Origin of the sequence: Hymenobacter cyanobacteriorum, assembly GCF_022631375.1 — a bacterium.
Lineage (GTDB): Bacteria > Bacteroidota > Bacteroidia > Cytophagales > Hymenobacteraceae > Hymenobacter > Hymenobacter cyanobacteriorum.
In genome coordinates, this window is the sequence record NZ_JALBGC010000002.1 from 648,529 (window position 1) to 662,851 (window position 14,323).

The window sequence follows — 14,323 nt, forward strand, 5'->3', positions numbered from 1 at the left end:
GCAGATGCCGGTTGCCTTTCCGCCGCCGTTGCCGTATGAGTCCTAAACTCCAATACCAATGCCGCTTCGCCCCACCGCTGTCACTTCCGCCCCTTCTTTCGATGCCGACGAGCGGCTGCGCTGGGTCGAACGCGTGGCCCGCCTCATGGACAGCCAGTTCCGGTTGCCCGGCACGCGCTTCCGCTTCGGGCTCGACCCACTGCTGGGCCTGCTGCCCATCGTGGGCGACCTCTCCACCACGGCGGTTTCGGTGGCGCTGCTGCTCACCATGCTGCGCCACGGGGCCAGCGGCGCAGTAGTGGTGCGCATGGCCCTCAACATCTTCCTCGACACCGTGATGGGCGGCATTCCCATTCTCGGCAACGTGTTCGACTTTGCTTACAAAAGCAACGAGCGCAACGTGGCGCTGCTGCGCCGCCATTACGCCGAAGGCCGGCACAGCGGCAGCGGCCGGGGCCTGGTAGTGCTGTTGCTACTGGGGTTTGGGGTGGTGTTTGCGCTGGTAGCGTGGGGCAGCGTGGCGCTGCTGCGCTGGGGCTGGCATTATTTCGAAGCACATTCGACGACGGGAGGGTAGCCGCTCGCATAAGGCGATACCTGACACAGGTGTTTTTCAAGCATAAAAAAAGGCCATTTCCGGAGAGGAAAGGGCCTTTTTTACAAACGGTAGCGGTCTGGACGGGACTCGAACCCGCGACCTCCGCCGTGACAGGGCGGCATTCTAACCAACTGAACTACCAAACCGTTTGTCTTGTGGAAAAGCCGTGTGCTCGTCCAAAGGTGATGCTGCAAAACAAGGTGACAAAATCTGGCCTTACAGTGTTGATGCTTATTCCAAAATCGGAAAAACCGAAACTGAAACAGGGAAATAAAAAGGCCGTTTCCGTGCTGGAAACGGCCTTTTCGACAAACAGTTGCGGTCTGGACGGGACTCGAACCCGCGACCTCCGCCGTGACAGGGCGGCATTCTAACCAACTGAACTACCAAACCGTTCGTCTCAAGTGGGAAAGCCGTGTGCTTTTCCGCTTTGGTGACACAAAGGTAGGGTAAAGAAATTGCGGCCCGCAAGGATGGCGCCAATATTTTTCTCGAATTAACCCCGTTTTGGAGCTTGGGGGTTGTTTATCAGCCTGATTATTTTTCGCGCCCTATCGCAACGGCGGATGTTTTACCTTTGCCAACCGCCGTACCCACGGCATTTAGGGCCGGTAGTAGCGGGTATAAGTTCCGTTTAGACACTGCTACCCGTTATTTTCGCCTTCCCACTCACTTGCCAAGCCATTCGCCGCTCATGCTTCTTGATTTTGAACAACCCATCGCCGCCCTCGAAGGCAAACTCCTCGAAATGCAGAAACTCGCCGCCGAGAGCGACGTGGAAGTAGGTGAGGCCGTCGCGGCGCTGGAGAAACGCATCAAAGACCTTAAAAAGGAAACCTACGCCAACCTCACGCGCTGGCAGCGGGTGCAGCTCTCGCGCCACCCCGAGCGGCCGTATACGCTGGATTACATCGAGGGCATGGCCGAGAAGTTTGTGGAACTGCACGGCGACCGCACCGTGGGCGACGATAAGGCCATGGTGGGCGGCTTCGGCGAGATTGATGGGCAGACGGTCATGTTCATCGGCCAGCAAAAGGGCCACAACACCAAACAGCGCCAGTTTCGCAACTTCGGCATGCCTAACCCCGAGGGCTACCGCAAGGCTCTGCGCCTGATGAAGCTGGCCGAAAAATTCAACGTGCCGGTGGTGACGCTAATTGACACGCCCGGCGCTTTTCCGGGCCTCGAGGCTGAGGAACGGGGCCAAGGCGAGGCCATTGCCCGCAATCTCAAGGAGATGTTCATGCTGAAGGTGCCGGTTATCTGCGTCATCATCGGCGAGGGCGCCAGCGGCGGGGCCCTGGGCATTGCCATCGGCGACCGGGTGCTGATGCTGGAAAACACCTGGTACTCGGTGATTTCGCCCGAGTCGTGCAGCAGCATCCTGTGGCGCTCGTGGGACTACAAGGAGCAGGCCGCCGAGGCCCTCAAGCTCACGGCGACGGATATGAAATCGGCCGGGCTGGTCGATGGCATCGTGAAGGAGCCGCTGGGCGGGGCCCACACCGACCCCGAGCGCATGATTGAAACCCTGAAAACTACGCTGCTGAAGACGCTGAAGGAACTGGCCGCCATTCCGGCCGAAGACCGGATTTCGCAGCGGATTGACAAGTTTTCGGCGATGGGCGTAGTGGTGGAGTAGAAGTGTTGAATGTTGGGTTTTGAATGTTGAGTTTACCGTCGGCTTAACAAAGCTGAGGTGGGTCTCGCAGTCAAAAGCCCAACTCAACATTCAACATTCAAAACTCAACATTTCAAAGAATGACCATTCACACCCTCGATACCGGCCTTTTCAAGCTCGACGGCGGCGCCATGTTTGGCGTGGTGCCCAAAAGCATGTGGCAGAAGCTGAACCCGCCCGACGCCAACAACATGTGCACCTGGGCCATGCGCTGCCTGCTGATTGAGGACGGCGGCCGGCTGCTGCTCATCGACAACGGCATTGGCGACAAGCAGGACGAGAAGTTCCGCGGCCATTTCTATCTGCACGGCGATGATACGCTGGAGAAGTCTCTGCGCAAGCTGGGCTTTACCAGCGCTGATATTACCGACGTTTTCCTCACGCACCTGCACTTCGACCATTGCGGCGGCTCGGTGCAGCGCCGGCCCGATGGGGCGTTGCAGCTGGCGTTTCCGAACGCCACGTACTGGAGCAACGAGGCGCACTGGGACTGGGCCGTGACGCCCAACCCGCGCGAAAAGGCCAGCTTTCTGAAGGAGAATATTCTGCCGATTCAGGAAAGCGGGCACTTGCAGTTTGTGGACCTGCAACAGGGTGTGCCCGGTGCGCTGCCGCAGTTCCGCGAAATCATTCTGGCCGACGGGCACACCGAAAAGATGATGGTGCCGGTGATGGAATATAAAGGCCGCACGCTGGCTTTTATGGCCGATTTGCTGCCCAGCGCTGCGCACATTCCGCTGCCCTACGTGATGAGCTACGACGTGCGCCCGCTGCTCACCATGCCCGAAAAAGAGGCCGTGCTGCAACGCGCGGCGGCCGAAAACTGGGTGCTGCTGCTCGAGCACGACCCCACCAATGAGGCCTGCACGGTAGCGCTGACTGAAAAGGGTGTGCGCCTGGACCAAACGCTGCGGCTGGCGGATTTGTAAGGCCGGCAGATTGGCGGGAAACAACGTATCAGGACCAAATCCGATAACAAAAACGTGCAGCTTCCTTACGACCCCGCCAATTCGCCAATCCAGCAACCCACCAGCGCGCAGCTCGGGCTGGCGTTATCGGGCGGCGGGGCGCGGGGAATTGCGCACTTGGGCGTGCTAGCGGCACTCGACGAGCTGCAACTGCCCATTGGCCAGCTGGCCGGCGTGAGCTCGGGGGCTATTGCCAGCGTGTTTTACGCGGCGGGCTTTGCGCCGCGCGAAATTCTACGTTTGTTGCTGGCGACCAACGTGTTTCGGCTCACGCGGCCGGCGTTCAGCCGATTCGGGCTGTTGCATTTCGATGCGGTGGAGCAACTGCTGGCCCGGCACCTGGGCACCACCCTCACCTTCGAGCAACTAAGCCGGCCGCTGACGCTGGTGGCCACCGATTTGATGGCGGGCGAGTCGGTGTACTTTCGCAGCGGGCCGTTGCTGCCGCCGTTGCTGGCCTCATCGGCGGTGCCCATTATTTACCGGCCGGTGGAATACCAGGGGCGGCAGCTGGTGGATGGCGGACTGCTCAATAACCTGCCCGTAGAGCCGCTGCTGGGTCAGCCCAACCTGCGCGTGGTGGGCGTGCACTGCAACCCCATCAATACCGAAGCGCACATTCCAACCTTTCGGCGGCTTATTGAGCGCACGCTGCACCTGGCCATCAATGCCAACACGGCGGCTCGCAAGGCCCAGTGCCACCTGCTGCTGGAGCCGCCCGAACTGCGCCACTACCGCCCGCTGGGCTACAAGCGCGGCCCCGAGCTGTTCGACATCGGCTACCGCTATACCATGAGCCAGGCGGCGGCACTGACGGCGCTTTTGTAGCGACGGTATTCCCCGCCGTGGCGTGGCATTGGGTGCGGTATCCCATCTTTGTAGCCCGATTTGGCCGAATTAAGGCTGAATCCTGGTTTTCTTTCCCGCTAATTCCGTATTGCTTTCATGACTCCCCGCGAAAAATCTCCTTTCTGGCATGCCATGGCCACGCTCGTTTTTAAAGTAGCCGGCTGGCACCTGGGCGAGATTCACAACCCGGACATCAAGAAAAGCATGATGATTGCGGCCCCGCACACCAGCAACTGGGACATCATCCTGGCCCGCGCAGCGTTTTACCTCATGGGCGTGCCCGTGCGCTTCACCGTGAAAAAGGAGTGGACCGAAAACTGGGCCATCGGCTGGCTGGTGAAGGCCATCGGTGGCCTGGCCGTGGACCGCAGCCGCAACAACAGCCTCGTGGATGGCATGGTGAAGCTATTCGACGAGCACGAGGAACTGGTCATCCTCATCACCCCCGAAGGCACCCGGGCCTACCAGCCGCGCTGGCGCAAGGGCTACTACTTTGCCGCGCTGGGTGCGCACGTGCCCATCCGGCTGGGCTACCTCGATTACAAAGAGAAGGAAGCCGGCATTGGCGAGGCCGTGTGGCCAACCGGCGACTACGAGGCCGACGAAGCCAAAATCAAGGCCTTCTACCGCACCAAAACCGGACGTTTCCCCAGCCAGGGCGTGCGGTAAACGTTTATTCCAAAAACGGTCATTCCGACGCAGGAGGAATCTGAGCGAACCCTGCAACGGGTTTATCCAGATTCCTCCTGCGTCGGAATGACCGTTTGATGCTATACCCGTGCGGCTACGGCCTGGGCCAGCCCCGAGGCTTTCTGCTGAACTTCAGCGTGTTCGCCGGCGTGCAACTTTACGCGGAAGAGGGTGCCTTCGCCTACTTCGCTTTCTACCTCAATCTGCCCGCCTTCGTGCTGCACGATGCGGTTGACGAGGAACAGGCCCACGCCGGTGCCCTCGCCCGCCAGCGGGTGGAAGCGCCGGAACAGGTGGAACAGCTCGTGGCCGTGCTGCGCCAGGTTCATGCCCAGGCCGTTGTCGGCTACTTCGAGCACGGGTGCGCCATCGGCCAGGTAAGCGCGCATGGCCACTTCGGGCCGCCGGCCGGGGTGGCGGTATTTGATGGCGTTGCTGAGCAAATTGAGCACGATGGTGCGCAGGTTACTCCGCACGTATTTCACCTCGGGTAAGGCACTGAAATCGGCATTGATGTGGGCTTCCACGGCCGTAATCTGGGGCCCGAGCGACTGAAGAACCTCCTGAAACAACGGCTTCAGCGCGACTACCTCGGAAGTGGGCTCGCCCTGCTGGCGCTGCTCCTGCACCACGGCGGCCAGGTCGGTCACGGTGGTGGTGAGGCTGGTGAGCGAATCGTCGAACAGGCGCAGAATCACGGCTTCTTCGGGGTCCTGAAAGGAGGCCGAGCGGCACAGTTCCTCGAACAGGCCGCGCAGGTTGTTCACCGGCTGGCGCAGGTCGTGGCTGGCGGCGTACACGAAATTGTCGAGGTCTTGGTTGGTGCGGGCCAGCTGGCGGTTGCGGGCAATGGCAGCTTCGTTGGCGGCACTAAGCTGGCGGTTGCGTTCATCAAGCTCCTGCCGGGTGCGGGTGAGCTCGGCCAACGAGTCGCGCAGCTGGCGGTTGATGCCCTGCAGCTCCAGGTGGTAACGGCCTTCGTACTGCCGCCACTCGTTTTTCTCGATGGCGTGCCGCACGGTTTTGTTCAGCAGTTCGCGGTCAAACTGCTGTTTCACCAAGTAGTCGAGCGCGCCGCTGTTGAGGGCGCGCACGGCCAGGGCCTCGCTGCCGCCGCCGGTAATCATCACCACGCACAGCGCCTGCACGGGCACTATCTCGGCCAGATGGCCCAGCATGGCCAAGCCGTCGGTATCGGGCAGGTTATAATCGAGCAGCACGCAGTCGGGGCGCAGCTCCCGAAACCGGGCCAAACCCTCGGCCCCATCCGACGCTTCGTGAATCTCCAGCCGTTCCTGGCCCGGTTGGGTGCCCAGGAAACGCTGGTAGAGCATCCGGTCCTGCGGATTATCGTCAATGATTAAAATCTTCTTCACGCAAAATGGCGCTAAGGCAACGGGGAAAGCGCAGGCTAGTTCAGGTTCGGCAACTCGTTTGAGTCCAGCCAGTAACGTACAATCAGGCGCACTTTTTCTTCCAGCGCCAGGTAGTCTACCGGCTTGGTCATGTAGCTGTTAGCCCCCAAGCGGTAACATTCCTCGATGTCCTTGGAGTTGGATGAGGTGGTGAAGATGATGACCGGAATCTGGTTGAGTTTGGGGTCGTGCTTGAGCGTGCCGAGCACGGTGCGGCCATCGGTGCCGGGCATGTTCAGGTCGAGCAGGATGATGGCGGGCAGGGTGGAGGGCCAGTTGGGCAGCGCGCCGTACCCCTGCAGGTAATTAAGGGCCTGGTCGCCGTCTTCGCAGCGGAAAACGGGGTTTTGCAACGCGTGCTTGCGGAAGGCCCGGCCCAGGGCCGTGAAGTCTTCGGTGCTGTCTTCGACAACAAGAACGGGTTTGAGAGAGGAATTCACTTACAGCAATTTTGGAACGGTAAAATAGAACGTAGCACCCTGGCCCGGCTCTGATTCGACCCACAGCTCGCCGCCGTGCTTTTCCACCATCTTCTTGACGATGGCCAGCCCGGCCCCGGTGCCGCCTCCGTATTTATCCTGACTGTGCAGGCGCTTAAAAATCCGGAAGATGCTCTCGTGGTGCTTCGAATCGATGCCAATGCCGTTGTCTTTCACATACAGCACTTCAAATAGAGAGGTGTCGACCGGCCGGTGATACGTAGGCTGACCGGTCGGCGCCACGCCGATTTCTACGTACCTCGCCGCCTTAGTGTTGTACTTCATGGCGTTGGTGAGCAAATTATTGAACACTTCGCTCATGCGCACGGGGTCGCAGCGCAGCGTGGGCAGCGGCGCGGGCACTTCCACGGTCGTATTGGTTTCCTGAATGCGGGGGCTGAGCAGGTCGAGCACCTCGGCCAGCACCTGGTTCAGGTCGGTGGGCTGCAGCTGCAGCTCCTGGCGGCCCACGCGCGAAATCTGGAGCAAGGACTCGATGAGGGCCTCCATGCGCTGGCTGAGGCGCACGAGGGTTTGCAGCTTGCTCACGCCGTCGGCGTCGAGCTTATCGGCGTAATCTTCCAGCAAAAACAGCGAGTAGTTGTGGATGCCGCGCAGGGGCTCCTTGAGGTCGTGCGAGGCCACGTAGGCGAACGAATCCAGCTCGTCGTTGCTGCGCTCGAGCTCGATGTTGAGGGCCGTGAGGCCGCGGGCGCGGGCTTGCAGCTCGTTGAAAATCTTCAGCCGCACGTCGGAGATAAACAGGCGGATGTCGCGGGCGGCGGCAATTTCCATGGGCTGCCAGGGCACGGCAGTATCCTCCACGGTTTCCTTCCAGGCCTCGAAGGACTGGCGCGGCGAGAGAAAAATCTGACCGTCGACGGTGGTCTGGTTTTTCTCGTTGCGGCCGGCCCAGGTCACGGTCTGCAGCTGCTCGGGGCGGAACCAGAAGATGTATTCGCTGGGCGCCTGGGCCAGCCGGATGGCAATAATGCCGCTGGCCGTGCCCCGAATGGCGCGTCCGGCCGGGTTGAGCTGGGCGTAGGAATCGGTGTAAAAAACCTCCTCATCGGGCGCGAACTCGCGCAGCCAGGCCACCAGCTCGGTGAGCTGTTCGGGGTTGGGCGTATGGCCCAGTTGAATGATGTCGCCGTCGAAGCAAATGGCTGCCCCGCCGCAGTCGAACACGTCGAGCAGCGTGGGCGTAAAGCGGTACAGCCCGTCCACGAAGTTGAGCTGGGTGCCCACCTGCTCGAACAGGCGCGTCTGGGTTTGGGCAATGTGCTGGCGGTAGGCCAGCTCGTCGTACTGCTGCTTGGTTTTGAGCAGCGCCGACACGGTTTTGCCCAGAAACTGGCACAAATCGCGCAGCTCGTAGCTCACCAGGCGCGGGCTCTGGTGGTGGCAGGTAATCATGCCCCACAGCTTGCCATCCTCGATGAGCGAGATGGTCATGGTGGCCTGCGAGCCCAGGTTGTGCAGGTACTGGATGTGGATGGGCGACACGCTCCGCAGCACCGAATAGGTCATGTCGGGCGGGCGGTTGGTGACGGGGTGCTTGGCGGGCACCAGCGGCACGGGCACGTACGAAGCGTCGGCAATAAAGCGCAGCCAGTTTTTGAGGTACATGGCCCGGGCCTGCTTCGGAATGTCGGTGGCCGGGTAGTGCATGCCCAGCCAGGTGGGCAGGTCTTCGCGCACATCCTCGGCCACCACTTCGCCGCTGTCGTCGGGCGCGAAGCGGTACACGGCCACGCGGTCGAAGCCGGTGAGGGCGCGCACCTGGGTGGCGGCTACCCGGCACATTTCCAGGGTGGTGGTGGCGCTGAGCAGGCTGCCCATGGCCAGGTTGAGGGTGGGCAGGTCGAAGGCGCTGACGCTGTTGTCGGCCACGGGCTCGCCCTCTACCCACAGCAAGTCGTCGTAGCGGTGCAGGATGAGCTTGAAATAGGGCCGGTTCAGCACGCGCTCGAGGCGCACGCCCAGCAGGCGGCCCTGCTCGGTGATGCTGGGCCAGAGGCGCTCGACTTCGAGCAACTGCTCAGGCTCCATAAGGCGGCCCAGGCCGGTGCCTACCAGGTCTTCGGGGGCAATGCCGAGCAGGTCTTTGGTGTTGGCGCTGGCCATTACCACCTGCCGCGTTTGCTCATCGAGGCACAGCAGAAAGCCGTAGGGCTGGATGAGGCCGGGAATGTGAATGGGCTCCCGGTCGCAGTTGTTGAGGTCGATGGGCTGGCCCACCAGCGTTTCGTCGGATAGTTTTACTCCTGAATAAGCCATGCGGCGAGGGTTTGGAACGTGAGAATGGCCGAGGCCACGATGGCATCGGCGTCTTCCGAAGCGGCGGCTGCTTCGAGCAGCTGGCCAAACTGCTTCCAGAGCGGCCCGGTGCGCTCGGCCCGGCTCGCGAAGAAGGTGCGGCCGTCGATGCCGGCGGCGGCCAGTTGGCGGGCAATTACCTGCCCGCCCAGGGTCGAGCCTTCGAGCACGTACATGGCGCCCAGCAGCTGGGCGCGGGTTTCGAGCGGCGGCAGGGCGGGGCACAGCGGCGGCTCGGCCGGGTAGCCCAGCCGGGCCAGGTCTTCGAGAATGAAATGGGCGCGGTAACGCTGCTCCAGCTGCCAGTCGGGGCCGAAAGCGGGCGCGTGCCGGCGTAGTGCCGCCTCGTAAGGCTGCACGAAGCCGTACATGCGGGCCAGAAACTGCGCCGTTTCGGCAGCGGTGACGCGGCCGGCCGTCAGGGCCTGGTTGAAGGCGTTGGCTTCGACGGAATCGTGGTAAGGTCTGGTTTCGAGGCGCAGACGCGGCAGCAGGGCCGGGCTTTCGGCCGGCGTTGCGGTGGGTGGTTGCGGGGAGTTCAAGCTACGAAAATAGGGCAGGAAGCTCAACAAATGCGCTTTCAGTTAGTCCTGGGTCAGCGCGTAGCTCACCAGGTTGGCGCCCATGCGCAGGGCGGCATCGTGCGTGGCGGGCGAGTCTTCGGGGTAGGTGCCCACGTCTTCCCAGCCGTTGCCGAGGTCGCACTCATACGTATAGAAGCACACCAAACGGCCCTTATACAGCAGGCCGAAGCCCTGGGCGCGCTTGCCGTCATGCTCGTGCACTTTGGGCAAGCCCCTTGGGAACTGGTATTTCTGGTGGTAGATGGGGTGCGAGAAGGGCAGCTCCACGAACTCCAGCTCGGGAAACACCTTCTTCATCTCGGGCCGGATAAACTTGTCGAGCCCGTAATTATCGTCGATGTGCAGGAAGCCGCCGCCGGTGAGGTAGCGGCGCAGGTTGCGCGCTTCGGCGTCGGTGAAGCTCACGTTGCCGTGCCCGGTCATGTGAATGAAGGGGTAGGAGAGCAGCTCGGGCGCGTCGAGCTCCACGGTGGCTTCGTCGGGCGCAATGTTGGTTTTCAGGCTCTGATTGCAGAACTGAATGAGGTTGGGCAGCGAGGTCTTGTTGGCGTACCAGTCGCCGCCGCCGCCGTAGTGCAGCTTGGCGATGCGGAAGCTGGGCGCGGGCGCCGCCGCCGTGAGGGTGAGCAGCAGCGCGAGGGAGAAAAACAGGGATTTGAACATAAGAGTAGGAACGGGCAGACGGGACCCGCCAAGCTTGGTAATGGCAGGCCGGGCCGGAAAGTTCGGGCTGGATGGCCGTAGCACAGGCTGGTTTGGCCAAGCGCTGTTGCAAAGTAGTTCCGGGTTGTTACTTCGTGGCTCGTCTGCTCGCCCATCACAGCCAATGTCCAACGTTCTGCTCCAGCAATTTTTGCAAAGTACTGGCGCTATCAGCGCCGCGCAGGCAGCAGAAATTGCTACCTGCTTCCAGCCCCGGAAAATTGCCCGCCACCAGTTGCTGCTGGAAGCCGGGCAGGTGAGCGACACGTACTTTTTCCTCACGCAGGGCCTGTTGCGTGCCTTTGCCCTCGACCCCGACGGCACCGAAGTCACGACCGGGCTGGCCGGCCCGGGGCAGGTGGTGTTTGAAGTAGCGTCGTTTTTCAATCGCACGCCGTCGCTCGAATACATTCAGGCCCTCACCGACTGCGAGGGCTGGTGCTTGAGCTACCGGCAGCTTAATGAGCTGTTTCATGCGCGCCCCGAGTTCCGGGAGTTTGGGCGCGGGATATTGGTGCGGGGCTTTGCCGCGCTCAAGGCCCGCATGCTGGCCACTATCACCGAGTCGGCTTCGGCACGCTACGATAAGCTGCTGCGGGCGCATCCCGAGTTGCTGCTGCACGTGCCCTTAAAATATATTGCCTCCTATCTGGGTATCACCGATTCTTCCCTGAGCCGGATTCGCAAAGCCGACGGCAAGAAATAAGTCGCGGGCCGCCATTTCTTGCCAAATGGCAAGCGGCGCATTCGAGCCAACGGGTTGTTTTGTAGCATCAATTCGCTGCCAACCCCAACCCCTATGGAAACCCTGCCGCTGGTGCTGCCTCTCGCATTCATCCTCACTACGGCCCTCGCGGTTGGGCTGTTTTACACGGCCGCGCGGCGCTCGGGGCGCGTGCTGGCCGTGCTGCTGGGGTGGCTGCTGCTGCAAGGGGGCATCGGGTTGAGCGGGTTCTACACCGTCAGCAATACGATGCCGCCGCGGCTGGCGCTGCTGCTCGGGCCGCCGCTGCTGGCCATTGCGCTGCTGCTGGCCACCCGGGCCGGCCGCCGCTTTCTCGACGGTCTGCGCCTTGAGGTGCTGACGCTGTTGCACATCGTGCGCGTCCCGGTCGAGCTGGTGCTGTTCGGTTTGTACCTGCACCACGCCGTGCCGCGGCTAATGACCTTCGAAGGCCGTAATTTAGATATCCTGGCAGGCCTCACGGCACCGGTGATTTACTTTTTGGCCTTCCGGCAGCAGTGGCTGGGCCGGCGCGGGCTGCTGGTGTGGAATGTACTGGGTTTGATTTCGCTGCTGAATATTGTGGTGAATGCGGTGTTGTCGGTGCCCACGCCGGTGCAGCAGTTCGGTTTCGAACAGCCTAACGTGGCCATCTTACATTTTCCGTTTGTATGGTTGCCGGGCGTGGTGGTGCCGCTGGTGCTGCTGGCGCACGTCACGGCCATTCGGCGGCTGTGGGCCAGCCACGCTGAATTGGCTCAGGCATCTGCAGGCGCGAAGTTGCCGTAGTAGCGGCAGGTGCGGCCGTGGCGCTGTGCCCCGCCGGACTCCGGCAAAATCCCCATTCCGCCTGATGCCAGCTGCTCCCGCTACAACGCTCACCAACCACGAAACGGCCGTAAAGGCCACCTATTTCAGCATTGCCGGCAACGCCAGTCTGGCCCTGATAAAGGGCGCGGCCGGTTTTTTCGGCAATTCCTACGCCCTCGTGGCCGATGCTATTGAATCAACGGCCGACATCTTCGCCTCTATTCTGGTGCTGCTGGGCCTGAAATACGCCAACCGCCCCGCCGACGACAACCACCCCTACGGCCACGGCCGCATCGAGCCGCTGGTCACGTTTCTGGTGGTGGGCTTTCTAATTACCTCGGCTACCATAATCGCCTACGAGAGCATTCAGAACATCGGCATGCCCCACGACCTGCCCCGGGCCTGGACGCTCATCGTGCTTGGCGGCATCATCGTCTGGAAGGAAACCTCCTTTCGAATGGTGATGAAGCGCGCCGAAGAAACCAACAGCTCTTCGCTGAAGGCCGATGCCTGGCACCACCGCAGCGACGCCATCACGTCGGTAGCCGCTTTCATCGGCATTTCCATCGCGCTGTTCATGGGCAAAGGTTACGAGTCGGCCGACGACTGGGCGGCGCTGTTTGCCGCCGGCCTCATCTTCTACAACAGCTACCACATCTTCCGGCCGGCCCTGGGCGAAATTCTCGACGAGCATTTATATGATGATTTGGTGGTGGAAATTCGCCAGGTGGCCGGCACCGTGCCGGGCGTGCGCGGCACCGAAAAATGCCTTGTGCGCAAAGCCGGCATGCAGTATCACGTCGACCTGCATGCGCTGGTGAGCGGTGACATCAGCGTGCGCGAGGGCCACGAGATAGCGCATCAATTGAAGGATACGCTGCTGCGCGAATTGCCGCAGCTCGGCAATGTGCTCATTCACGTGGAGCCGGCGGGCTAAGGCGAAAAGGGCACGTAGTATCTTGCTTGCGTCCGATTCTACCGTCTGCCATATGAGCGTCAAACTGCGGAAACTCATCGCCCATTACGAAGCCGAAAAAGCCGCGCTGATTGCGCAACGCGCCGAATGCCTGGAGGAATGGGACTACGGCATGGCCCGCCGTTTTACCAAGGCGCTGGCGGTGGTTTCCCAACAGCTGCACACGTTGTATCACCTGCACGACCCGCAGCACGAGAAGAAAGCGCGTCTTGCCAAACGGATTGAGTTGCTGGCGGCCAGCACTGCACTCAACACTGGCTACCTCCACCGCTATGAACTGGAAAGGATAGCCGTAGCACAGCAGGAACTGGACGCATTGCAAGCGCTGACTCGTGAGCAGACTGCCGCGCCCCAAGCCACCCAGCTCCAGGAAGCACTCATGCGGCTGCTGCAAGGCCCCATCACCGCCTTCACCCTGGTTTTCGACCCCGTGAAGCGGCTGTATTGCAACTGCCGCCTGGTGCGCCGCACGCTGCTGCTCATCCTGCCCGAGGTACAACGGCACCGCGCCAGCCATCTGCTCCGCAAAAAGCAGCTACGCTTCCTGCAAGGCCTGGGCTTCCGGCTTTACGACCAGCAGGATAAATTAATTCTGATTACCCCATTCGCTGTACCGGAAGACGTTGCCCACGTCAAAAGCATCCTGGCCCGCCTGGCGCTCGATGGGTTGCTTTACCAGGAACTGCTCGAGCATGCCTACATCAGCTACCGCGAACCCGATATGCGTTGAGTGTAAGCAGGTTATTACGCCCGCACGAGCTGTGCCGTGAACACCGCCCCCAGCGCCGCCGTCTCCGTGCGCAGCCGGGAGGCTCCCAGCGTGACGGGCCGGATGCCGCGGGCCAGCGCCAGCGCAATTTCCTGCGGTGAGAAATCCCCCTCCGGCCCGATGAGCACGCAGCAGCCCGGCCCTGCGCCGGCCACCTGGGCCAGCGCCGTGCGCTCGCCTTCCTCCAGGTGTGCGATGTAGGTGGTTTCCGGTGCCACGCCCGCCACGAAAGCGCCGAAATCCTGCAATTCATCCAACTGCGGCAGCCACGCCTGGCCCGACTGCTTCAGCGCGCTGATGGCAATTTTCTCCAGCCGCTCCAGCTTCAGCTCGCGGCGTTCGGAGCGGGCGCAGCGCAGGAAGCTGATGCGCTCGACGCCCACTTCCACGGCCTTTTCCACGAACCACTCCATGCGGTCGAGGTTTTTGGTGGGGGCCACGGCCACGTGGGTGAAGTGGGAGCGGGGCGCTTCGTGCGTGTGCCCGGTAATGCGCAGTTGGCAGCGCTTGGGGTTGGCCTCGGCCACGGCGGCGGCGTAGAGGCCGCCGCGGCCGTCGAGCAGTTCCACGGCGTCGCCGGGGGCCAGGCGCAGCACGCGCACGGCGTGCTTGCTTTCGTCTTCAGGCAGCGTGTAGGTGGAGCCGCTGAGGTCGGGCGCAAAGAAGGTGTGCATGGGCGCAAAAGTACCCCCGGCTGCCTGCTTCTTGGGCTAAAAGCTGAACAAGAATGCGTTTGTAGCACGTAGTAAGGGTTTTTAC

The 14,323-nt window shown here is 61.8% G+C and carries 15 protein-coding genes and 2 tRNA genes; 9 read left to right on the forward strand and 8 right to left on the reverse strand.

Features of this window, described 5'->3' with window-relative positions:
* The first annotated feature begins 58 nt into the window (after positions 1-58).
* Positions 59-577 (forward strand): DUF4112 domain-containing protein, encoded by a 519-nt coding sequence (locus MON38_RS07885; RefSeq protein ID WP_241935614.1) that lies wholly within the window; start codon positions 59-61, stop codon positions 575-577.
* A gap of 93 nt (positions 578-670) precedes the next feature.
* Here MON38_RS07885 and MON38_RS07890 read toward each other — a convergent pair.
* Both MON38_RS07890 and MON38_RS07895 read right to left on the reverse strand, forming a co-directional pair.
* Positions 671-744 (reverse strand) — tRNA-Asp (locus MON38_RS07890).
* Between the two features lie 173 nt (positions 745-917).
* Positions 918-991 (reverse strand) — tRNA-Asp (locus MON38_RS07895).
* Between the two features lie 301 nt (positions 992-1,292).
* Here MON38_RS07895 and MON38_RS07900 point away from each other — a divergent pair.
* From MON38_RS07900 to MON38_RS07915, 4 genes are all read left to right on the forward strand, one after another.
* The gene (locus tag MON38_RS07900) at positions 1,293-2,240 is read left to right on the forward strand and encodes an acetyl-CoA carboxylase carboxyltransferase subunit alpha (protein WP_241935615.1); all 948 of its coding nucleotides are present in this window, start codon (positions 1,293-1,295) and stop codon (positions 2,238-2,240) included.
* Positions 2,241-2,359: 119 nt separating this feature from the next.
* A complete protein-coding gene (locus MON38_RS07905) occupies positions 2,360-3,208 on the forward strand; it encodes an MBL fold metallo-hydrolase (protein WP_241935616.1) in 849 nt (282 codons plus the stop codon).
* A 54-nt stretch (positions 3,209-3,262) separates the two neighbouring features.
* The gene (locus MON38_RS07910; protein ID WP_241935617.1) at positions 3,263-4,075 is read left to right on the forward strand and encodes a patatin-like phospholipase family protein; all 813 of its coding nucleotides are present in this window, start codon (positions 3,263-3,265) and stop codon (positions 4,073-4,075) included.
* Between the two features lie 153 nt (positions 4,076-4,228).
* Positions 4,229-4,765, forward strand: coding sequence for a 1-acyl-sn-glycerol-3-phosphate acyltransferase (locus MON38_RS07915; RefSeq protein ID WP_241935618.1), 537 nt, complete (start codon positions 4,229-4,231; stop codon positions 4,763-4,765).
* Positions 4,766-4,866: 101 nt separating this feature from the next.
* Here MON38_RS07915 and MON38_RS07920 read toward each other — a convergent pair whose 3' ends face one another.
* The 5 genes from MON38_RS07920 to MON38_RS07940 are packed head-to-tail and all read right to left on the reverse strand — an operon-like array spanning position 4,867 to position 10,246.
* Positions 4,867-6,162 carry a sensor histidine kinase gene (locus tag MON38_RS07920; RefSeq protein ID WP_241935619.1) on the reverse strand — a complete coding sequence of 432 codons (1,296 nt, stop codon included), beginning with the start codon at positions 6,160-6,162 and terminating at the stop codon, positions 4,867-4,869.
* A gap of 35 nt (positions 6,163-6,197) precedes the next feature.
* Positions 6,198-6,641, reverse strand: coding sequence for a response regulator (locus MON38_RS07925; protein ID WP_241935620.1), 444 nt, complete (start codon positions 6,639-6,641; stop codon positions 6,198-6,200).
* A complete protein-coding gene (locus MON38_RS07930) occupies positions 6,642-8,960 on the reverse strand; it encodes an ATP-binding protein (RefSeq protein ID WP_241935621.1) in 2,319 nt (772 codons plus the stop codon). It lies immediately after the preceding gene.
* Complete coding sequence (locus MON38_RS07935; protein ID WP_241935622.1) at positions 8,942-9,541, reverse strand: biliverdin-producing heme oxygenase; 600 nt, start codon at positions 9,539-9,541, stop codon at positions 8,942-8,944. Before MON38_RS07935 ends, MON38_RS07930 begins: the two co-directional genes overlap by 19 nt.
* A gap of 42 nt (positions 9,542-9,583) precedes the next feature.
* Entirely contained in the window at positions 9,584-10,246 is a 663-nt protein-coding gene (locus MON38_RS07940; RefSeq protein ID WP_241935623.1) for a DUF4159 domain-containing protein, read from the reverse strand.
* 163 nt (positions 10,247-10,409) lie between these two features.
* Between MON38_RS07940 and MON38_RS07945 the strand changes: the two genes are divergently transcribed.
* The 4 genes from MON38_RS07945 (at position 10,410) to MON38_RS07960 (ending at position 13,525) form a co-directional block, all read left to right on the forward strand.
* Positions 10,410-10,991 (forward strand): Crp/Fnr family transcriptional regulator, encoded by a 582-nt coding sequence (locus tag MON38_RS07945; protein WP_241935624.1) that lies wholly within the window; start codon positions 10,410-10,412, stop codon positions 10,989-10,991.
* Positions 10,992-11,084: 93 nt separating this feature from the next.
* Positions 11,085-11,798 carry a hypothetical protein gene (locus tag MON38_RS07950; protein WP_241935625.1) on the forward strand — a complete coding sequence of 238 codons (714 nt, stop codon included), beginning with the start codon at positions 11,085-11,087 and terminating at the stop codon, positions 11,796-11,798.
* Between the two features lie 64 nt (positions 11,799-11,862).
* Entirely contained in the window at positions 11,863-12,756 is an 894-nt protein-coding gene (locus MON38_RS07955) for a cation diffusion facilitator family transporter (RefSeq protein ID WP_241935626.1), read from the forward strand.
* 52 nt (positions 12,757-12,808) lie between these two features.
* Positions 12,809-13,525 carry a hypothetical protein gene (locus tag MON38_RS07960; protein WP_241935627.1) on the forward strand — a complete coding sequence of 239 codons (717 nt, stop codon included), beginning with the start codon at positions 12,809-12,811 and terminating at the stop codon, positions 13,523-13,525.
* 14 nt (positions 13,526-13,539) lie between these two features.
* Here MON38_RS07960 and MON38_RS07965 read toward each other — a convergent pair whose 3' ends face one another.
* Entirely contained in the window at positions 13,540-14,238 is a 699-nt protein-coding gene (locus tag MON38_RS07965; RefSeq protein WP_241935628.1) for a 16S rRNA (uracil(1498)-N(3))-methyltransferase, read from the reverse strand.
* Between the last annotated feature and the right edge of the window lie 85 nt (positions 14,239-14,323).